At 38.6% G+C, this 20263-nt stretch carries 17 protein-coding genes and 1 pseudogene; 6 read left to right on the top strand and 12 right to left on the bottom strand.

Going from position 1 to position 20263, the window contains the following annotated elements; translation table 11 throughout:
- Positions 1 to 17: 17 nt before the first annotated feature.
- The 7 genes and pseudogenes from GYM62_RS00645 to GYM62_RS00615 form a co-directional block, all read right to left on the bottom strand.
- Positions 18 to 887 (bottom strand): glycerophosphodiester phosphodiesterase, encoded by an 870-nt coding sequence (locus GYM62_RS00645; protein WP_219957917.1) that lies wholly within the window; start codon positions 885 to 887, stop codon positions 18 to 20.
- Between the two features lie 111 nt (positions 888 to 998).
- Positions 999 to 2051 (bottom strand): toxin-antitoxin system YwqK family antitoxin, encoded by a 1053-nt coding sequence (locus GYM62_RS00640; protein ID WP_219957916.1) that lies wholly within the window; start codon positions 2049 to 2051, stop codon positions 999 to 1001.
- Between the two features lie 77 nt (positions 2052 to 2128).
- A pseudogene (locus GYM62_RS00635) lies at positions 2129 to 2260 on the bottom strand (hypothetical protein); the annotation flags it as partial.
- Positions 2261 to 2276: 16 nt separating this feature from the next.
- Complete coding sequence (locus GYM62_RS00630; RefSeq protein WP_219957914.1) at positions 2277 to 2756, bottom strand: hypothetical protein; 480 nt, start codon at positions 2754 to 2756, stop codon at positions 2277 to 2279.
- Positions 2757 to 2763: 7 nt separating this feature from the next.
- Positions 2764 to 3531 (bottom strand): hypothetical protein, encoded by a 768-nt coding sequence (locus tag GYM62_RS00625; protein ID WP_219957913.1) that lies wholly within the window; start codon positions 3529 to 3531, stop codon positions 2764 to 2766.
- 131 nt (positions 3532 to 3662) lie between these two features.
- Positions 3663 to 4973, bottom strand: coding sequence for a 30S ribosomal protein S12 methylthiotransferase RimO (rimO, locus tag GYM62_RS00620; RefSeq protein WP_219957912.1), 1311 nt, complete (start codon positions 4971 to 4973; stop codon positions 3663 to 3665).
- A gap of 103 nt (positions 4974 to 5076) precedes the next feature.
- Positions 5077 to 5862: a tRNA pseudouridine(38-40) synthase TruA gene (locus GYM62_RS00615; RefSeq protein ID WP_219957911.1), complete on the bottom strand. Its 786-nt coding sequence runs from the start codon at positions 5860 to 5862 to the stop codon at positions 5077 to 5079.
- Positions 5863 to 5944: 82 nt separating this feature from the next.
- Here GYM62_RS00615 and GYM62_RS00610 point away from each other — a divergent pair, with 82 nt between their 5' ends.
- Positions 5945 to 6526 (top strand): hypothetical protein, encoded by a 582-nt coding sequence (locus tag GYM62_RS00610; protein WP_219957910.1) that lies wholly within the window; start codon positions 5945 to 5947, stop codon positions 6524 to 6526.
- Positions 6527 to 6539: 13 nt separating this feature from the next.
- On the opposite strand, the gene GYM62_RS00605 is transcribed toward GYM62_RS00610, so the two are convergent.
- Positions 6540 to 7505 (bottom strand): glycoside hydrolase family 5 protein, encoded by a 966-nt coding sequence (locus GYM62_RS00605; protein WP_255590674.1) that lies wholly within the window; start codon positions 7503 to 7505, stop codon positions 6540 to 6542.
- 175 nt (positions 7506 to 7680) lie between these two features.
- On the opposite strand from GYM62_RS00605, the gene GYM62_RS00600 reads away from it, so the two are divergent.
- From GYM62_RS00600 to GYM62_RS00580, 5 genes are read left to right on the top strand one after another with little or no spacing between them, the layout of a single operon-like run.
- Entirely contained in the window at positions 7681 to 9036 is a 1356-nt protein-coding gene (locus tag GYM62_RS00600; RefSeq protein WP_219957908.1) for a sensor histidine kinase KdpD, read from the top strand.
- Positions 9037 to 9048: 12 nt separating this feature from the next.
- Positions 9049 to 11112, top strand: coding sequence for a cellulose biosynthesis cyclic di-GMP-binding regulatory protein BcsB (locus tag GYM62_RS00595; RefSeq protein ID WP_219957907.1), 2064 nt, complete (start codon positions 9049 to 9051; stop codon positions 11110 to 11112).
- Positions 11102 to 11944 (top strand): hypothetical protein, encoded by an 843-nt coding sequence (locus GYM62_RS00590; protein WP_219957906.1) that lies wholly within the window; start codon positions 11102 to 11104, stop codon positions 11942 to 11944. Before GYM62_RS00595 ends, GYM62_RS00590 begins: the two co-directional genes overlap by 11 nt.
- Complete coding sequence (locus GYM62_RS00585) at positions 11941 to 13860, top strand: glycosyltransferase family 2 protein (RefSeq protein WP_219957905.1); 1920 nt, start codon at positions 11941 to 11943, stop codon at positions 13858 to 13860. The genes GYM62_RS00590 and GYM62_RS00585 overlap by 4 nt, the downstream gene beginning before the upstream one ends.
- Positions 13857 to 15401, top strand: coding sequence for a hypothetical protein (locus GYM62_RS00580; protein WP_219957904.1), 1545 nt, complete (start codon positions 13857 to 13859; stop codon positions 15399 to 15401). Before GYM62_RS00585 ends, GYM62_RS00580 begins: the two co-directional genes overlap by 4 nt.
- Before the next feature lie 135 nt (positions 15402 to 15536).
- On the opposite strand, the gene GYM62_RS00575 is transcribed toward GYM62_RS00580, so the two are convergent.
- The 4 genes from GYM62_RS00575 to GYM62_RS00560 all read right to left on the bottom strand — a co-directional run bounded on the left by GYM62_RS00575 (position 15537) and on the right by GYM62_RS00560 (position 20260).
- Complete coding sequence (locus GYM62_RS00575) at positions 15537 to 16445, bottom strand: hypothetical protein (protein WP_219957903.1); 909 nt, start codon at positions 16443 to 16445, stop codon at positions 15537 to 15539.
- Positions 16402 to 17418 (bottom strand): 6-bladed beta-propeller, encoded by a 1017-nt coding sequence (locus GYM62_RS00570; protein WP_219957902.1) that lies wholly within the window; start codon positions 17416 to 17418, stop codon positions 16402 to 16404. Before GYM62_RS00570 ends, GYM62_RS00575 begins: the two co-directional genes overlap by 44 nt.
- A 246-nt stretch (positions 17419 to 17664) precedes the next feature.
- A complete protein-coding gene (gene leuB / locus GYM62_RS00565; protein ID WP_219957901.1) occupies positions 17665 to 18732 on the bottom strand; it encodes a 3-isopropylmalate dehydrogenase in 1068 nt (355 codons plus the stop codon).
- Complete coding sequence (locus GYM62_RS00560) at positions 18701 to 20260, bottom strand: alpha-isopropylmalate synthase regulatory domain-containing protein (protein WP_219959372.1); 1560 nt, start codon at positions 20258 to 20260, stop codon at positions 18701 to 18703. Before GYM62_RS00560 ends, leuB begins: the two co-directional genes overlap by 32 nt.
- Between the last annotated feature and the right edge of the window lie 3 nt (positions 20261 to 20263).

Genomic DNA, 20263 nt, shown 5'->3' with positions numbered 1-20263 from the left:
TCCGCAAACGGCAAAAATTAACGTTTCGGAGCCAAATTAGGATAGTCAGTGATGATGCCATCGACCCCTAAATCCAGAAGCTTATTCATTTCCTCGGTGTTATTAACCGTCCAAGGAATTACCTTCATTCCTTTATGATGAAAAAAAGCAATAATCTCAGCATTCAAATTTCTGAAATGGGGAGAAAAAATATCGGGAGCAAATCCCAGTTCCGTCAAATCTTCTTGATAGGTAGCAGCATTTTCTACCAGCATTGCAAGAGGCACCTCTGGGTAGTTTTCGTGAATATATTGTAGAACTCTAAAATCAAATGACTGGATATTGACTCTTTCCCAACCCAACTTTTCAGCGATCAGCTTCACCACCTTATCAGAAAACTCTGGAACTTCAGGATGATAGATTCCATCTCCATCGGGACTACTTTTGATTTCAATATTATATCGAGGCTGAGGAAGCCCCATATCGCTTGCATATTTTTCTGCTACTGCAAAGACATCTTCTAAAAGTGGTTTGGCAGCAAAAAACTTGACCTGCTGGGGATAGCCCGGGTGAAATTTGGAACCACAGTCATAAGCCAAGATCTCCTGATAAGTCAACTGATAAATATTAAAGGAATGATCTCCCGATGCGATCTGATTTCCTTCTGAATCAAGACAGATCAGCGGATTCATAAAAGGTTCATGTGAGAGGATCACTTGTCCATCCTTGGTAATAGCCAAATCCAATTCCAGTGTGGTCACGCCCAAATCCAAAGCTTTGATCATCGCAGGGATGGTGTTTTCAGGCATCAGTCCTCTCGCGCCTCTATGGCCTTGGAGATCATAAGAGTATTGAGCAAAAACAGACATGGGTAAAAATGCGACTAGATAAAGGAATAAGTTCTTCATCTTTAAAAATAAGGTCTTTTTCCTAGAAGAATAGAAAAACCATTTTAAGAAATTGTCAAAAAAAATACTGCTTCAGGAGAAACAGCATAACCGATTATCTCTTACCATTAATTAATTCGCCCTTAAAAATGAGCCATTCATATTGAATTGGGAATTAAATATACTTTGATGTGCTGAGCGTAGAGCATCTGGCGAAGAGTTAGGACTCCATTGATCTTGCACTGTTAAACCTTGAGAATTGGGGCCGGAATACAATGAATTTGAATAATATTCTTGCTGATCGATAATTTCTCCATCAAAACTGTAAAAATACCACAAACCAACTCGGTTAGAACCAACTAACCTACCCTCTGCCAAAACCTTATCTGATTTGGGGAAATAAAAGTACCAGCTTCCTTGTGGAATTCCTCTGGAATATCTTCCCTTAGCCACCATATGACCCTCCGAATCGTAGAAAACCCTTATTCCAGAGCCCTTTTTTAAATTTCCAGCCTTTAACTCTTTATCTCCTGCTTTTAATGCTCCAACAGAGACTAATTTCCCGTCTTCAAAAATTTCAATTTGAGAGATTTTACCAGATTCATCAGTAAGGAGCCACTCTCCTTCTTTTAATCCCAGCAGATAACTGCCTTTTCTATAAAATCCAGGCATATAATCTAATTGCTCTACCCACTCCCCCTCTTGTCTTCCATTTTTAAAATTTCCTTGAGCAATCAGTTTCCCATTTTCATTAAATTCTTCCCAAGTCCCATCTAGCGCTCCTTCCGAGAAAGTTCCATGAGCTTTCAGTTCTCCATCTTTATAAAATTCCCGAAAATCGCCATGCGGTTTTCCCTCCTTTAAAAAGGTGAGATACCTAATCTCCCCTGAAGGATAATTCTCTTGAAAAAAGCCATTAGGAACGTCTGATTTGAACTGAATCTGAAATAATATTCTTTCTTGAGAAAAATTATCCTCGAAAACCTCCTGGTCTGTTTTTAATAAACTGGGCTGAGGAAAATCAAAAGGATTGTCTGGGATATACACTTTCCAGAGACCTTCCTTTTTGTCATCAACTATCTTTCCTACCCCCAACAAATTGGTATTCCCAAAATAGAAATAGTTTACCTCTGTTGAATCTGGAGTATAAAAAAGAAAAAAAATTGTAGTAATAAATGAAAACATAATTTTAGGTTACTTTAAAAGACTATTAAAAATAGCACTTTCAAAATAAACCTCCAATTTTAATCACAGTCTGAATTTCAATCAATTACATCCGCATACAAATCAAACTCCGTTGCCTCAATTACTTTGGCATTGACAAAGTCACCTACTCTACAATAATGCTTGGAAGCGTCTATCAGTACCTCATTATCCACTTCCACAGAGTCAAAGGGATGTTACCCTTTATTAAAATCTGCTTTTTATTTCATCCAGTATTGGTAAAGCACGATTACTTTTTAAAATCAACCTTACACATTTTTCCTCAGTGAAAATTTTTAGACCTTTCAATTGCCCCAATAAGAAGAATGGCTCAACTCTTTTAATTGATTTATAAGGAATCTGGATTAACTCATTCTTCAGATTAAAAGAGTGGCTTTTAAAGATTAAAAAATTTGGACTTAATTCTAAAATACCTCCAATAGAGTTGAAAATACTGTAATATAAATTAGCAGGCTCAGCATTTAATCCGTCAAACTTAGTCAACGCAACTTTCTCAACATAAGTATTTATTATTCTCATAAATTTATAAAAAAGAAAGCCTCCGAAAGAAGCTGATATCACCGCAATAATTAATTGGGCATAAGAGAATTCCTCATTGCCCAATAAACTAGATATCAAAAATAAAATTGCTAAACAAATAGCGAAGGCTATACTTGATATTTTCATTTATAGATTATTTTGAACATTGAATTGCCTGCAAAACCAACGTGTAACCCACTGAAGATACAGCACCTGTAATTGCACCAACAAGAAATCCGCCAAGTGCTCCCACGGTTGTTCCAACAACTGGAACCACAGAACCACCTAAAGCACCTGAACCCGCACCTATCAAGGCCCCTCCACAAATTGCAAGTCCAATATCAAGAGCAGTTCCTTGATCAACTCCGCATGCTAATACTCTTGAATTACTATTATCGTTGTATACTAGATCTAAATTTTCATTGTAAAATTTTATAAATACTGATTGGAAAACGAGGCAGTTAAGCAATTTCTCTTTCACGTTAACGTCAAACTTGTCACTTGAGATAATACTGACTATTTTCTTATCCATGTAATTTAAAATTTGGCCGTATTCATTGAAATTCTTTATTTCCTTGTTTATATCAGAAATAAAAACATCCAATTCCGGAGAACCCATAACTCTTTTTGAACTGCCTAAATCTTGGGTAAAGGATAATGATCTTTCAAAAGATTCCTCAAAATTTCTGTTCTCATTCTCATTTTTTTCAAAGAAAACATTGGCCAAATTTTTAAAATCCTTTGATGATCCAAATGTAATCCCTTGTTTCCTCATTAATGAAGAGAATTCCTCGAGATCATTGTCAAGCTTTTCCTTTTGAACTAAAATACTCTCCATTTCGATTTGCGAAACAGGCTCCTCATTTAAACTGCTGCAAGAAAAGGAAATCAAAACAACAATAAGTAACATTAACTTTTTCATAGAAATTGATTATTTAATCGAAAAATTTTTTCGAAAAAAAAAAAAATGAAAAAGTCAAAGTCTAGATTTAAAATCCTCTAAAAACTTGGAAACTTTTTACTTATCTGCTAGCCACTTTCCAATATCAATTTCTAGTCCACCTCCGCATACAAATCAAATTCCGTTGCCTCAATTACTTTGGCATTGACAAAGTCACCTACTCTACAATAATGCTTGGAAGCGTCTATTAGTACTTCATTATCTACCTCCACAGAGTCAAATTCTGTTCGGCCTACAAAGTAACCTCCTTCTTTTTTATCGATTAAGGTCTTGAAGGTCTTCCCAACTTTCTCCTGATTCAAGTCATAGGAAATTTGCTCCTGTACTTCCATCAAGTGATTCGCTCTATCCTGTTTTTCCTCCTGAGAAAGTTTGTCCTCCATACCAAAAGCATGAGTATTTTCTTCATGGGAATAGGTAAATACTCCCAATCGCTCAAATTTCATTCGCTCCACAAAGTCCACCATCTCTTGAAATTCTTTTTCACCTTCGCCAGGATGCCCAGCTATTAGGGTAGTACGGATGGCTATTTCAGGAATCATTTCGCGAATTTTATAGATCAATTCCTCTTGCTTTTCTCGGGTAGTTCCACGTCGCATGGCTTTCAATACATCTGTAGAACCATGCTGCAAAGGAATATCCAAGTAATTACAAATATTGGATCGCTCCTTCATCACTTCAATCACATCCATCGGAAAGCCGGTTGGGTATGCATAATGCAGACGAATCCAATCGATTCCTTCCACGTCCGAAAGCTGTCTTAAGAGTTCGGCCAGATTTCGCTTTTTATACAAGTCCAATCCGTAATAGGTCGAATCCTGAGCAATCAACAACAACTCCTTGGTTCCTTGGGCAGCCTTGTGCTGAGCTTCTTTCACCAATTCTTCTATAGGTCTGGAAACGTGTCCACCTCTCATCAGAGGAATCGCACAAAAAGAACAAGGGCGGTCACAACCCTCGGAAATTTTCATATATGCATAATGTGCCGAGTGAGTTAGTAGGCGCTCCCCAACCAATTCATGCTTGTAATCTGCTTTGAATTTCTTCAAAATGGCAGGCAAATCCCGTGTTCCAAAAAATGCATCGACTTGAGGAATCTCCTTTTCCAAATCGTCTTTGTAACGCTGAGAAAGACAGCCGGTCACATATACCTTATCCACCAAGCCCTGTTCTTTGGCATCCACGTATTGAAGAATGGTATCTATAGATTCTTGCTTGGCATTGTCTATAAATCCACAGGTATTAATGATAATGATATTATTATCATCTGAGCTGGACTCGTGGCTGGCATTGATTCCATTTCCTTTCAACTGGGTTAAAAGCACTTCGGAATCCACCAGGTTTTTGGAGCAACCCATGGTGATGATATTGACTTTGTCTTTCTTTAATGTTCTCGCTTTCACTTTGTTCCTCGATTTGGGATGCAAAGGTAATGATTTTTGATGCGGAAAGGTTTCAGAAACAAGAAATTGAATGAGAACTGTTTCTGATTTTTGTATGCAATTTTTAATCAGTTTTTAGGATAGTTTCCCACAATATCAAGCCATGGGCAGGTGCTGCAGGTATTTTTTCCCAATCCTGAGTCGGATTTTCCAATCTTTGAGTAATATCCTCCCTTTTCCACTCTCCTGAGCCCACATACCAAATAGCCCGCATGATTTTCCTAACCTGATGATGTAAAAATCCTTTTCCTTTGATTTCCATCATCCACTGGTTTTTTGGAAAAAATTCGCCTTGAAAATCATTAGCATCGGAAATTCTACAGGAAATCACTTCCCTTCGATAATTGGATTTATTCACTGAAGGCGTACAAAATGCCCTAAAATCATGTTCTCCTTGAAAAAGAGAAGCCGCGTCTTTCATTTTCTTTATATCCGACTCTCCAAAAAGGGTAGCCATGTATGCTGATGCAAATGAATGAGTGGGCCCTGTCGAAAAATAGTAGCGATATGTTTTGGCTTCGATTTGCTCGATTAAATTAAAGTCTCTGTTTACTTCCCTCACTTCTAACAACTGAATCTCTCCTGCTAGATTTTCATTCAGACTTGCGAGATAAATAGTCCAATCTACAGCTTCTTTAGAAAAAAGTTGGAAGTAACCATGCCTGCAACTCACCCCCGAATCTGTTCTACTTCCTCCAAGGATAGTAAAGTCGTCATTTCCCAAAACAAATCTAAAAACCCGCTCTAGTTTCCCTTGAACGGTAGGTTGTCCTTTTTGAATAGCCCATCCTTTGAATCGGGCACCATAATAGGATAAGGAAAATAGGTAAGTAAAAGGTCTGGTCTGCAAAACTTCTGATTATTAAACCTTTGCAAGGTTTGAAAGAGCTAAAGGTTTGTGTAAATTGAAGGTAAACCCAAAATTACTGACTATGAAAGCATTTTTGAGTCTTTTTATGATTTTAGCAGCTTTTTCTGCCTTTTCTCAATCTCAACCTTCCAAGGATATACAAATAAAAATGGCAGTATTGGCCGCTCCGGAAGATCAAAGAGCTAATGCCACTGTATATGGATATGCCGATGGAAAAATTGTATTGCTGCGACAAGGAAACAATGAAACGGTCTGCTTGGCAGATGATCCCAGCCGGGAAGGGCTGAGTGTAGCATGCTATCACAAAAGTGCCCAAGCATTTATGGCAAGAGGTTGGAAATTACGAGAGGAAGGCAAATCCGCTCAGGAAATCTTTGATATCAGAGAGGCAGAAGCCAAAGCCAAGAAATTAAAACTCCCCGACCAGGGAAGTGTGCTGCATGCCTTAACCGCGGATGAATCTGATATAAACTGGACAAATGGCGAGGTGAAAAATTCCTACGTACGTTCTGTGGTCTACATCCCTTGGGCAACTGCTGAAAGTACCGGTCTCCCCTTAAAACCAGCCGGCCCCGGACTTCCATGGATCATGGACCCCGGCACCCATCGTGCTCATATCATGATTAATCCAAAGCGCGACTAAAGTGAGATGAAACTCACTTATTACTTTCAGTGCTTTTCGAATGGTGGATGAGGGACTTAATTCCAAAATTACCTTCCCATTCCCATATAAATCCCGGGATTCGATATTTATCAAGAGTGGCACTGACATCTTCCAGGTATCTTTTTCTTGATTCAGGATCAGCATTTTTACTGACGCCATATTCTGTACACCAGAGAGCAACTTGATTCCGTAGAGCCCAATCCGAAATTTGTCTGATTTTATCTTCAACGGCGAGCATATTTCCTGTTTGATAATAATCCCTCAAGTTGATTTCCCCGGCTGTACCTTTTGCCTTAGGATTCAATGAAGGCATTTTTCCTTCTTCAAAAGGATATGGAATTCCTTTTGTCGCATTTTGATTTCCCGTCCATTGTGTACCCTGATGCGTAAAAATAAATGGCTCATAAAAATGAAAAGTGTAGATAATGTTTCCAAAACCTGTTAAAGGTCTCATTCTACTCAATTCGTACAAGCTATTATAATTGGTCGCTCCGATGATGATAGGGATATCTGGCTTAACTTCTCTGATTTCAGGAAGCAGTTCCATCAAAATATTTTCCCAAGTATCCGGATTTACTAAGGGCTCATTTACTAATTCTATAGCCAGATATTTTGTGTCAAAACTTATTTTTTTTAGCACGCTCAGCCAATTAGATTTAATCACGCTTCTATGCGATTGCCAATTGTTTCTATTCAATTCCGAATCGAAATTGCAAAGTATAATTTGGAGCTTTTCTTTTTCTGTAAATTGGATAAGGGACTCAAGCTCAGATAAAAATCTAGGGTTAGAATGAAGATGGTAAGAGAGAGCTACGGGAAGTCTGATCTGTTTGTAACCTCTCTTTTGAATATTTTTTATTTCCCGAATTAGTTCAGCACTTTTAAATCTAGGAGAATCCCACGACCTTTCCATACCTGATAGATTAACCTTATCTGCTATCGTTTGGGATTGAGTCAATTGGCAAAGGAAAGTCAACAGAATTAGATATAATAATTTGATCAAAGCATGTAATTAATAGATGTTTAACTGGAAAGCAATAAGGGAATTATTTGGGAAAATGAGATAACTCCATGATAAACCAATTAATCTTTTTATCTTAATCAGCATAAACTTTTAGAATAACGAGCACTTAATGAATTTAATTTCACAGACCTCAGCTTTTCAGTCAGGAGATCTTGAAAAAGCATATAGCAAAAAAACCTGGGACGCAGCAGAGTATATTTATTGGGGAATTATCAGCCTTTTAATTGGCTTTTTTATCCTCGAGTTTTTTGTCCTTAAAACTACCTGGCAAGTCACATTTATCTTTAAGGTGATTTTGATTTTATTGGGTTTTATATCCTACAATATCATCAAACCCCAGATCAAGTCTCCAGATTGGTTGATATTCGGATACTTACTTTTATTTTCTTCCTACTGCTTCAATATCATTCATCTCCACTCAGGATTTGTGGTTACCCTTTATTTTACCATTTTAACTTTGGTAATAGGCTCCTCTAATTACCTGGTATTCTGGAATTCACGATTTGCTTTTGGATTGGTGGTCAGCATTTTGATCATGTTTATGATTTTCGAATGGCAGGCTGATTTCGTCAACCTAGAAACCAACTTAAATCTAGGGGGATATGCCTTTTTTTCACTTCTAGTCTTAACTGCATTTATTCCTGATGCCAGAAAAAGGAATTATACACTTAATCTGGAAAGAGATTTAAAAAAAGATGAAGCCATTGGAAAGCTCAATAAGAAAGTCAATGAGGTTCAATTGAAATTGGTTGAGATTGAACAATTGTTAAAAATAGACCGCGAAAAAGATCAAATTCTCCGTCACGACATCAAAAATAAAATCACCAATATCCTAGGCTTGTCCAAACTCATTGATGAAAGTGGTACCGCATTGGAAGAGGAAGAACAGAATTATCTTCAACTTTTAAAAGAAGTAAGTACGGACTTATTAACTGATGTAGATAATATTTTTGGCAATGACGAAGAAAATTCGGACATCCACCTTCGTTTGGCTATTCAAAACACCAATCTAAAAACCAGTTTCAAAAAAGTAAAAAGTTTACTCAAACCAAGATTGGAAGCTGGAGGTGTTGAATTAGATTTTTCAACTGAAAATACTGATTCATCCATTCTTGCAGATCCTTATGTTTTTGTGAACCTGATTGAAAAAATTCTCAATTATCTTATCGACTGGTCTAAAACAAACCATAAGGTAATCCTTTTGACCAAAGATTTGGATTCCCGAGTGAGGATTGAAATCGTAGCACCCTCTGCAAAAATCCCTGCAAGTGTATTAAATCAGATCTTCAAGCCATTGGATGAATTTGAAATTCAATCCAGCTTTGCTCCTCCACAAGGTTTAGGTTTGCAGATAGCTAAAAATCTTACAGAAAAAATGGGTGGATATTTCAAATACACCACTAGTATGACTGAAGGTGTCACCTTCAAATTAGAATTCCCTAAATCATCACAGCCTATTTCTTAACCAATTAAATTAATGGCCAGCATCTCCACCAAAGCCACTTCTGTTTTACTTCTTTTCCTAATTTTGGGAATTTCAAATTTTGCGAACGGACAAACCAATGAATCCCCATTTTCGGATTTTGGTTACCCAGAGCAGTCTGTAATTTATGGTCCAAGGGCAGGTACTGTTTTTTACTTCAAACACAAACCTAGAAGAGACTATGAAAACAGCTATGTCCATCTGGAAATCATCCCTTCTCAGCTGATCGAGAAAAAACAAAGTACAATCACCTTTTTGGTTGGGGACAGACCTATTCTTTCAACATTTATCGGGCAGTATTCTGATACCATTCGGGTGGATTTGCCTTTAAAAAGATCTGATATGGCTTCAGGCTTTGTGAAATTGGAAGTAAAATCGAATCTCTTCCTGAGAGATGAAGATTGTAGAGATTATGATGAAACCGGAATCTGGTTGGAAATCACTCCAGAATCATTCCTTTTAGAAAATTTCATCAGCTATCCCAAAGAGCTTCCAACTTGGACTATTGAAGAATTTTTACCTGAAGTGGAGCGAATTCTTATCCCAAAAGAAAGTCTAGCAAGTCAACTTGAGGTCGCATCCTACCTCCATTATTTCTTCAGAGAGCGAATTGGAGTCAATCTTCCGGTAGAATATTTGGATAAAAGCAATGTTAAATTAATCCACAGAGCGCTAGTAATAGGCAGCGGAACAGAAATCCAAAAAGCTTTCTCTGAAGAAAAATCCTTTGGAAACACAGCTGGCCAGGGTGAAATTAAGATGCATTACACCTCACAAACTGATAGCTTAACTGCAACGCCTTTCTTCACTTCGAGTATGCTTTTAACTGGTCCGGATGTCAGCTCCATTGAAAAAGCTATTCAGTTTTTATTCAATAGCGATTTAACTTCCTCCGCACTTACGGATCATGTCAAAGTAAATAAGTCAGTTGAAAAAACTCTTCAATATAATTACACTCTCAAAAACACCTACAATCTAGAGGAATTGGGGATGGACACTGAGATGATGACCGGAATGGGGAAAATCAGAAAAAATCTAACGCTACCTTCTTATCTGTCCAAAGCAACTCTCAGGTCTTTGCAATTGCAACTCAAGATCAACCATAAACCCGTATCAGCTTCTGAAAGTGGTTTCGCCAATATCTACATCAACAATGACCTTATCGGAACTTACAGACTGAATGAATCGGGTATATTACAGGTTCAGGTAAGCCCTAATCGAGTTACATTCGCTACGGGAAGCTATTTGGGGATTGAATATATTTACGTCCCTGCGGGAGGTATCTGCAACACTAATGCTTCAGAATTCTATGCTCAAATAGATCCTTTGGAGTCCTTTTTAAGCCCTGTATTCTATAGAAACACTCCTTTGACTTTTGCCTCATTCCCGAAAAACTTTGAAGGATCACCAATTGAAATTTGGTATGATTATGCATTAAGTCCTCAAGAAATCCCCAGCATTTCAATGCTTATTCAATTGATCAATACCCGTTATTCGGGCCAATCAGGCTTCTATTTCCCTAAAATCAATGCTGTCAGCACAGCCAATCAGGTAGCAGATGGTAATACTAATAAAGTGCTTTTAACTGCTTCCCCTGAAAACTATAATGACATTTTCAAGGAAGATCAGTACATCAGATTTTACAAGGATAGTATTTCCTACAAATCGGATGAAGTCAAACGCTTTTTCAACGTGAGTTATGGGGATGATTTGGCTTTCATTCAGCTCTTCAACCATAATGGAAGCAAGTTTATGATGGTCAGCAATCAGGCTAGAAATACAGAAGCTTTGGAAATGGCCCTTAATGGTGTGCAGGATCAGTTTCTGACAAATTCAGGGAATGTCCTAATATCCAATCCAAAGCGTTATTTCTTCTTTGATCTAAGATTCAAAACAGTTCTGGATGAAGAAATGGATAGTCAAAATAGATTCCTTTCATTCTGGGAAACCTATAGACTTTTCATAATCGTGGTTGTAATTGCCTTTATCATTGTATTGCTCTCTTATATTTTCAAAAAATCAGAGTCTTCCAAAAAGAATATTGAGGATGCGCGCTAAAAGAAACTATTTTTTCATTTTTCTCTTCGCCCTTTTTGCGACAGAAACTTTGGCTCAAAACCCCTGGCAACAAGACAGGGGTCAAGCCTTGATTTCTCCTTATTTAAGTAATTACAGAGCTGATGCCTATAGAGATAGAAATGGGACAAAAATTCCTTTTGAGAATAATGGGCAATTCCAGAACTATAACCCGCGGATATATTTTAGCCTTCCGTTGGGTGGTTATAAAGTAAATATATTCGGCTCCATCCCATTGTTTTTCAATACTTACGAAGATTCTCAGCGAAAGCAACAAAATACTGACCTAGGTGACTTAGAATTGGGATTGAGATTTCATCTGAAAGAGCTTAAAAACCATTATTTGATGGGCTCTGTAACAGGTTTCATTCCGGCCTATCAAAACAACCAACTTCCTTTTGCTGGCTATGACCAATTTGGAATGGAAGGAAGGTTGATACTGAGTGGAACTGCACCTTGGCTCGGGGAGTACAACAATTTTCATAAAATTGAAGCCGGTTTTCGCTATTTCTTTCCTAGTGACCCAGCTCAAATTAGGCTTTATTCCTCACAGGGCATTCGCTTGGGCAAGGGTTTTGTCTTAATGGGTGAGTTAGACGGGATTTTCTCTTTTAGCGATGACAGTGAGTTCTTCGAAAATAACCTTCAGCTGGTAGCAGATTTTAGCATGCTCAAAGCTGCAGCAAATTTAGGTTATGAATTCACTCCGAAATTCTCGCTTTATGGAGGTTTATTCCATGATATTTTAAATAGAAATTCAGGTATAGGGAGAGGTTTTCAGGTCTTCTCGGTCATTAGAATTGATTCCAAATGATGCATACGAAAGAATATTACAGAAAATCGCTCTTTCAGGAAAAAGGAAATCTGCGGGCCGACCAGATTGAAAGAATTGAATTTCTGGAAAAGTCTCTTCAAAAAAGCTTTTTAAAGATTGCACTCAACTATGGTTATTTAAGTAGGAGAGCTTGGAAAAAAGCTTTGATAGAAGAAGGCGTTGAACTTTATCAGTTCAATTTTGAATCTCTTGAAGCAATCTCCAATCAAGAGGTGGTCAAAACGCAACTTCACCGGTTCTTAGACTGTCTTGTATTCCCTCTAAAGCAAACTGATGATTATCTAGAGGTGGTATTATCAGATCCTTCTGACAGTATCAATATCAACAATGTGGAAGAATTGCTGGGCCAAAAAGTTGATAAATTCCATGTTGCAGAGGACTTGGATGTGCTGAAAGCCTTGCACATTACCTATGGCTTAGACTATCTGGATAAAGCCATATTTAGGATTTACGATAGTGACAGAGAAAGTTGCGCCATTGAAACTTTTACAAAAAAGCAGCTGATCTTCATTGGGACTATCCTAATCTTAGGTGCTTCATTATTTTATTTTTTCCCGGTCGGGGTAGCTATTACCTTCAATCTCATCCTCAATGCGCTTTTATTTCTTTCTATAAGTTTCAAATTTCTTCTCACGCTATACGGTTCCAGAATGGAAACCTCCAGGAAAGTGAGCAAGGCGGAATTGGATAAAGTAAATGATGATGAATTACCGATTTATACGATCTTATTACCTGTTTTCAAAGAATCAGAGGTGATCCATAAATTGGTTTGGAACCTGAGAAACCTTGATTATCCACTCGAAAAACTGGATGTCAAACTATTGATAGAGGCTGATGATGCCATGACCTACAATGCGGTAAAAGACATGAATTTCCCATGTATTTTCGAACCGCTCATTATCCCGCCAGCCCAGCCCAAAACCAAGCCCAAAGCCTGTAATTATGGCCTATACTTTAGTAAAGGGAAATACCTGACTATTTATGATGCTGAGGACATTCCGGATAACAATCAACTCAAACTAGTTACCAGTCTATTTAAGAAAATACCGGATGACTATGTCGTGATCCAATGTGCCCTGAATTATTTTAATAAAAAGGAAAATTTGCTGACAAGGCTTTTCACCTTAGAATACTCCTATTGGTTTGACTATATGCTTCCAGGTCTGGACAATCTAGATGTTCCAATCCCGCTTGGAGGTACAAGTAACCACTTCAAGTTCGACAAACTGATGGAACTAGGTGGATGGGACGGGTTCAACGTAACCGAAGATGCTGACCTCGGACTGAGAGCTTATGCCAAAAGCTATAAAGTGACCGTTTTGGACTCTACTACTTTGGAGGAGGCAAATAATGACTTTTTCAACTGGATCAGGCAGAGATCTCGGTGGATAAAAGGCTATATGCAAACCTATCTCGTGCATATGAGAAACCCAATTAAGCTACTTCAAAAAGTGGGAGTCAAGGGTTTTTTCGGATTTCAATTCTTTATAGGAGGGACCTTTTTCACATTTTTGGTTTATCCTATTCTCCTGCTGTTTCTAATCTTCATGTTGATCCTAACTACAGGGGTATTGGATTACCTCTTCTTTTGGACGGATTATTCTGTAAGTCAGAATATTTTAGAATCTATTCAATTATTCTTCCCGGACTGGTTGGTAATCATAGCCATCTTCAACTTCTCTGTGGGGAATTTGATGATGATCTATGTCAATATGATGGCAGTCTTTAGACGCAGGTCCTATACGCTGATTCTCTATGCTTTAATCAATCCATTATACTGGCTGATGCACAGTATTTCCGCATACAAGGGATTAATCCAACTCATTACCAAGCCATTTTACTGGGAGAAGACCAATCATGGACTTACCAAAAGCAGTAAACCCAGTTCCCTATGAAAAATCAAAAACTCACCTTTTGGCTGGGATGGATGATTTTTACATCCCTTTATCTGGGACTATCCTGGTGGCTCTTCGACCGAGGTTTTTATTCATTGGAATCCTTCTTTGTGGATTATAAAGCGACTGTTTTAGTACGTTTTCCAGAGGGCTTTCTTCGAACATTCTATTTTACAAGCCCGACATTATTCTTCTTAGGAAGCCTTCCTTTTCAGGTTTTCCCGGGACTTTCCGGGAGTCATATCCTGAATGCCATTTTGATTGGTGGCCTGACCAATCATTTGTTTTTCAAAAGTCTATCAAGAAGTTGGGAATCAAAATTCCATATCATTTACCTGCTATTCAGTCCGGTGATTTTATTCGCTGGTACTTCGGGCAGTAGTCTGGCCATCTTTTTGGTCTTATTTTATTTACTTTTTTACGTCAGCTTCAAATACACTGAATCTTATTCCGTATTTCACCTCACTTTGATGAGTTTGATATTAGGACTTTTTGTGCTGATGAATATGGAATACCTCAAATTGATCTTGCTCCTGATACCAATTCTCTTTTTTGTAGCTTTTTTTAAGGCAAAAGGAATACGTGGCAATTTCTATACAAGGGCATCGGTCATTTTTAGCAATACATCTCAGCGTAGAAAATTCTTCACCGGTTTTTTCTCCTCTGTGCTAGTAGTGGCATTTATTCCTCTGATGTCTTTTTTGATCTTTTTAATCATCAATAAAATCTTCAGTGGGAATTATTTTTTTTATGAAAAAAGCTTGGGGGACAGCTGGAATTCTTATTCAGTTTTAAGACCCTTGATTGATCAGACTAATTTCCTTTGGTCCAAAATTGCATCAAAAAATTTTCTGTTTTTGGGAAGTGTCTCCCTCCTTTCATTAAACCTTATCTATCAGGTTTTTGTCAATGGAAATAAGCCTGCAAAAAGCTTCTTATTGATACTGGTACTTTTGTTTGCGATATCAGAAGCGGCGGACAGTAAAGTCCTATACCTAAATATCAATAACCTGTCAATGCTAACAGGGGCAGCACTTGCAGCTTTTTATTTCTCCGAAAAAGAGTTTATCAGACGAGCCTGGACGTATCAAGTTCTTGGCTTTCTGATTCCCATAGGGGCTGTCTTTTTGGAGATCACTTACTTCAAAAGTAGTATTGTACAGCAGGAACAACGGTTTTTTGCATCTTTTTCAGAGAAGAATCAGGAAGAAGAACTAAAATCCATCTATCAAACAACTGCTTCAATTCTTAAAGAAGAAGGCGGGAGGATTCTAGCCGACGATGCGATTTTTTACCCTGAACTATCTTTATTGGATAAAGAATTCACCTGGGAAGGTCATTTCAGTCCCCATTACATGCATGCATTGCAGCAACCTGAGATGTATGCTGACTATGCTTTGGTCACGAAAAAAAATCACCCGCTGCATCTAAATGATATTGTCGCGACCTCTTTCAAAAGATTAGACAGCATGAAGGTGGAGCTTCCCAAAAAAGTGATTTATGAAGACGAGTTCAGGCAGCTAATTAGGATAGGGAACTAAAAAAGCGCCAAGATGAATTTCTTAGCGCTTTTTTGTAGTCAATTTTTCATATTCTAGCCGCCAACCAGTCGCCGACTTTATAGGTTTCACAGGCTATTCTGTGATTTACTTAGAATTATTGACAGTAAAATTCACTTACTCCTTTAAGAAAGTTAACTCAACAGCAGGATGGAACTTGTCAGGGTGGAATACACCAATTTCTCCTCCAGTAATATAGAAACCCAAATCAATATTTTTACTTACCCGCTGATCTGCTAGAGCAAATTTCGACTTGGGCTCTTTTTCTAAGAGATCAAAAACAATAAATAAGTCCTTCACTCCCTCCGGAATACCGACAGACTCATCGAAATTTACTTGCATCCAACCTGGTTTTGCTACTTCTATCACCTTATTTCCCTGCAATAATTCCACAAAATCTTGAATAGAATTATTTCTTCCGGGTTTAAGTTGCAGACCATTATTTGGAAATAATATCCGAATGGATACATCCACTTTTTCTTCCAGAATATCAGAAACGTAAAATTTAATCTCTTCGAGATAAAGTTGCTTTTTCTTCGGAATCTTTATGCGAATAGTATAGCGGTAAAATTCTTCCTCAGCGGCTCCTATCAAGCCGATAGGTTTGGCTGCCTGCCAACCTTCTGCTTTTGAATCACCTATTTTCAGTTCACTCAGCTTTGATGAATTCACAGCTACTTCGGGAAGCTCAAATTCTTTGGTCTTCAAAAATATCGTATCGAGATTCCAAATTTCCTTAATCGAAAGTAGCGTATCATTGATCCCATAGCCGGAGATAATTATCGAGGCATTCTCGGGGATTTCCTTTTTTAGGTATTCCAGTTTCCCAGTGAGATCAGTAAAATCCATAAAACTACCGCCGTCTACTTGCACTCTTAGATAGGCAAGGGGTATCTGCTCATTAAAGGAATAGAAATAGGTCGTGCTTCGTTCTTGTCCAAATGAGGAAACACAGATTAACACAAATGGAATAATCAGCCATTTATTGACCGATCGTATAGGACACCAAAATGGGTTTTTCATCATCAACTTCAGTAAGATTTAATAGCTCAATTGCTTCCTCATCGTATTCCCCGGGTAACAATACCGTATGAAATAAACCCTTGCGAACAGCTATCGGCTTGAGGAAAAGCTCCTTCAAATCGGAATCAATCGAAAAACGGTAGGCTTTCCCATTTTGGATCAACCCAAAGTTCAGGTTGTCGATGGTTTCATTGAAAAAGTTAAATCCCACCAAATCCTCACGCCAGATTAAGTTGTGCACAGCAAAGTAGTAAGCCCCTTGATCAATAACTTCATATAATTCATATGCGTCAGACAAGGATGCGACCTCATCTGGGATTTTTTTACTTCCGAAATCTATTTGTCTTATCAGCATCAAACTGTCCAGGGTAATCCGAAAAACTTTTTCACTGAATGACTGTACCAGCCACTTTTCTGCCCCATTCTCAGAAATACTTTGAGGAAGAAAAGCTTCAATATACCCTGGGTTCTCCACGCTGTAATCGATCTGAGAAATGTCTCCATTAGAAAATCCGTAACCCTTGTACAAATTCTCTTGCATCTCAGAATCAGATACTAAAAACAAACCATCCCCCACAAAACCACCTATTCCACCCATGAAATAATCCATCGTCTTGGATTCTTCAAACGAGGAAAAGTCTTTCTTTTGATAATCAATAAATTTTTGCTGGGATCGATCATAGATCAGGATAGAACTTTCTCTCAAGAGAAAAAAATCTATCTGAGCATATTCCCCAGGACCATTTCCTGATTTAAATAAGCGTCTTTTAAAGGTGCCGTCTCGACCAAAGACCAAGATGCTTGCATTCATCCCTGATTCAAGTAGAAAAATCTCCGAATCTGAAAACTCTACCTGAAGTACTTTGCCCATAATTATAGAATCAGGAAGGGACAGTTGGATATTGCTTTTGACCTGAATCCACTCCTTGATCCCCTCAGGGATGAGCTCTGGGTCAGAAAAATCGAATTTGCTCATGTCTTTTTCTTCAGAGGAGCAAGCGATCATTACGAGCCCCAATAGAGATAGGAGCAAAAGTTTTGGGAGTTTCATAAGCCGTCCATGAAGTAATCAAGAAATAATAGTAGCACCAAAAATCTCAGCAACCCGTGTTACCGCTCAAAATAATTCTTAGTCACACTACTCTGCAAATTTTCAGTTCGGAAATTCCAAAAAAAACCACCCCATTCCTGAGGTGGCCTCTTTAATAACAGGAAGTAAATCCTATCCCAGAATCTTTTTTGCCAGCCAATCGCCGACTTCCGAAGTTTTATAAGACTTTCCTCCCTCGGCAATATCTTCTGTCACCACTCCTTCAGCCAAGGATAAATTTACAATATCCGAAATAGCCTGAGCTTCCTCTTTTAGATCAAAGGCATATTCAAACATCATTGCAGCTGAAAGCACGGTTGCCAAAGGATTGGCGATGTCTTTTCCCGCTGCTTGTGGATAGGATCCGTGGATTGGTTCGAAAAGCTTCACATTAGAGCCCAAGGAAGCAGATGGCATCAAGCCCATAGATCCAGAAATAACTGATGCTTCATCTGTCAAAATATCACCAAATAAATTTTCTGTAATCAAGACATCATAGGCTTTGGGCCACTGAATCAGCCGCATCGCCACTGCATCTACGAATTCATATTCTACCTTGACATCCGGATACTCGGCCGCTAACTCCTGAACTGTTTCTCTCCACAATCGGGAAGTAGCCATGACATTCGCTTTGTCTACGCAGGTCAGCAATTTTCTTCTTTTTTGTGCAGCTTCGAAGCCCATCCTTGCCAATCTCACAATCTCCTCTTTGCTATACACATTGGTATCAAATGCTTTGGTTCCCTGCTCATTTCTTCCTCTAGGCTCTCCGAAATAAACCCCTCCGGTCAATTCTCTAAAAAAGACAAAATCTACTCCCTCAACCCTGTCTAACTTCAAAGGTGATTTATGAACCAAGGATGGAAAGGTGAATGTAGGACGCACATTGGCAAACAATCCCAGCTTTTGACGCATTCTTAAAAGCCCTTGTTCCGGACGAACTTTAGCTTTTGGATCATTATCATATTTGGGATCACCAATGGCACCAAAAAGAACAGCATCAGATGCAGCGCAAATTTCATGGGTAGCATCCGGGTAAGGGTCACCTGTTGCATCAATAGCACATGCTCCTACCAGGCCTTCTTTAAAAGTGATTTTGTGTCCGAATTTCTGACCGACAGCTTTAACAACTTTGACAGCCTGTGCTACAACCTCAGGACCAATGCCGTCACCCGGCAGCAGCGCGATATTCATTTCCATAATAGGTGGATTCTTCTTGTTTTGGATTGTAATTAATTGATTCTATGATATTAAGCATTTTTTCGGTAGCCATCATGGCCGCCACTGTTTGATCTGGATCCAGACCTTTGGTTTTGAATATCTTTCCGTATTCCCAGGTAATTACAGTCTCTACAAAAGCATCTGTTTTACCTCCAGGTGGAATGGAAACATGATAGTCTGTCAACTTGGGAAGCTCACGCCCCATTGACTTATAAATTTTTCGTAAGGCTCGCATAAAGGAGTCATATTGCCCATCTCCTGTTGCAGAAGCATCATAAGTTTTCTCATGAATCCTCATACGCAACTGAACGGTGGGTTTCAAACCTTTGGAATGGGTCATGTGGTACCCTTCAATGCTGATATTTTTTGAAATGGAATTATTCTGAAGAACATCCGAAATAATGTACGGTAAATCCTCAGTAGTTACCCGCTCTTTTTTATCTCCCAGTTCAATGATTCTCTGTGTAACTCTGGCTAGCTCTTCTTTTTCCAAAGAAATCCCCAACTCTTCCAGATTTTTGAGAATATTCGCTTTGCCAGAGGTTTTTCCAAGCGCATACTTCCTTTGACGACCGAATCGCTCTGGCATCAGATCATTGAAATAAAGATTCTTCTTATTATCTCCGTCTGCATGAATCCCTGCAGTCTGAGTAAAGACATTCTCCCCTACCACAGGTTTATTCGCAGGAATATGTTGCCCGGAAAATTGCTCTACCAACTTAGAGACCCTGAATATCTTCTGCTCCTGAACTCCGATTTCCAGTTCTGTAAAATCCTTGATCACAGCAATGACAGATTCCAAAGGAGCATTTCCTGCACGCTCTCCTAAGCCATTAATAGTAGTATGAATCCCTGAAACCCCATGTAAAACTGCTTCCATGACATTAGCCACTGACAAATCATAGTCGTTGTGAGCATGAAAATCAAAATGGGCATCAGGAAACTTAGCAATAATCATCTGAAAATACTCCTTTACCTCTTCTGGGGAAAGCAAGCCCAAGGTGTCAGGAAGCATAATTCTTTTGACAGGTTGTTTGGTCAAAAACTCGATCAAACTCAAAGTATACTCTTGAGAATTCCGCATTCCATTAGACCAATCTTCCAAATATACATTTACGCTTATTTGATTTTCTCTGGCATGCTGTATGGATTTTCGAATATCCTCAAAGTGCTCTTCCTGTGTTTTCTTGAGTTGATGGGTCAGGTGGTTGAGGGATCCTTTGGTCAGCAAATTCATCACCTTTGCTCCTGCTTCCAATAGCCAATTGACAGAAGCAGGGGTATCGACAAAACCCAAAACCTCCACTCTTTCCAAATAACCCTTTTGAGAAGCCCACTGAGTAATTTTCTGAACACCTTCCAGCTCTCCCTCTGAAACCCGGGCAGAAGCAACTTCAATCCGGTCTACTTTGAGTTCATCCAGTAAAAGTTTGGCAATCTGCAATTTTTCAGAAGGCAAAAAGGAAACCCCTGAGGTCTGCTCTCCATCCCTCAAGGTTGTGTCCATAAT

The sequence above is a fragment of the Algoriphagus sp. NBT04N3 genome, from assembly GCF_019443765.1.
Lineage (GTDB): Bacteria > Bacteroidota > Bacteroidia > Cytophagales > Cyclobacteriaceae > Algoriphagus > Algoriphagus ornithinivorans.
The sequence above is the reverse complement of the archived record's forward strand: the minus strand, read 5'-3'. Positions and strand labels throughout refer to the sequence as shown.

Excerpts from the sequence above, each read along its gene's own strand:
- GYM62_RS00575 (WP_219957903.1), bottom strand. The coding sequence starts at position 16,445 with ATGATGAAAAACCCATTTTGGTGTCCTATACGATCGGTCAATAAATGG.
- GYM62_RS00590 (WP_219957906.1), top strand. The coding sequence starts at position 11,102 with ATGCGCGCTAAAAGAAACTATTTTTTCATTTTTCTCTTCGCCCTTTTT.
- GYM62_RS00625 (WP_219957913.1), bottom strand. The coding sequence starts at position 3,531 with ATGAAAAAGTTAATGTTACTTATTGTTGTTTTGATTTCCTTTTCTTGC.
- GYM62_RS00610 (WP_219957910.1), top strand. The coding sequence starts at position 5,945 with ATGAAAGCATTTTTGAGTCTTTTTATGATTTTAGCAGCTTTTTCTGCC.
- GYM62_RS00560 (WP_219959372.1), bottom strand. The coding sequence starts at position 20,260 with ATGGACACAACCTTGAGGGATGGAGAGCAGACCTCAGGGGTTTCCTTT.
- GYM62_RS00585 (WP_219957905.1), top strand. The coding sequence starts at position 11,941 with ATGATGCATACGAAAGAATATTACAGAAAATCGCTCTTTCAGGAAAAA.
- leuB (WP_219957901.1), bottom strand. The coding sequence starts at position 18,732 with ATGGAAATGAATATCGCGCTGCTGCCGGGTGACGGCATTGGTCCTGAG.
- GYM62_RS00570 (WP_219957902.1), bottom strand. The coding sequence starts at position 17,418 with ATGAGCAAATTCGATTTTTCTGACCCAGAGCTCATCCCTGAGGGGATC.
- GYM62_RS00600 (WP_219957908.1), top strand. The coding sequence starts at position 7,681 with ATGAATTTAATTTCACAGACCTCAGCTTTTCAGTCAGGAGATCTTGAA.
- GYM62_RS00580 (WP_219957904.1), top strand. The coding sequence starts at position 13,857 with ATGAAAAATCAAAAACTCACCTTTTGGCTGGGATGGATGATTTTTACA.
- GYM62_RS00595 (WP_219957907.1), top strand. The coding sequence starts at position 9,049 with ATGGCCAGCATCTCCACCAAAGCCACTTCTGTTTTACTTCTTTTCCTA.
- GYM62_RS00640 (WP_219957916.1), bottom strand. The coding sequence starts at position 2,051 with ATGTTTTCATTTATTACTACAATTTTTTTTCTTTTTTATACTCCAGAT.
- GYM62_RS00630 (WP_219957914.1), bottom strand. The coding sequence starts at position 2,756 with ATGAAAATATCAAGTATAGCCTTCGCTATTTGTTTAGCAATTTTATTT.
- GYM62_RS00645 (WP_219957917.1), bottom strand. The coding sequence starts at position 887 with ATGAAGAACTTATTCCTTTATCTAGTCGCATTTTTACCCATGTCTGTT.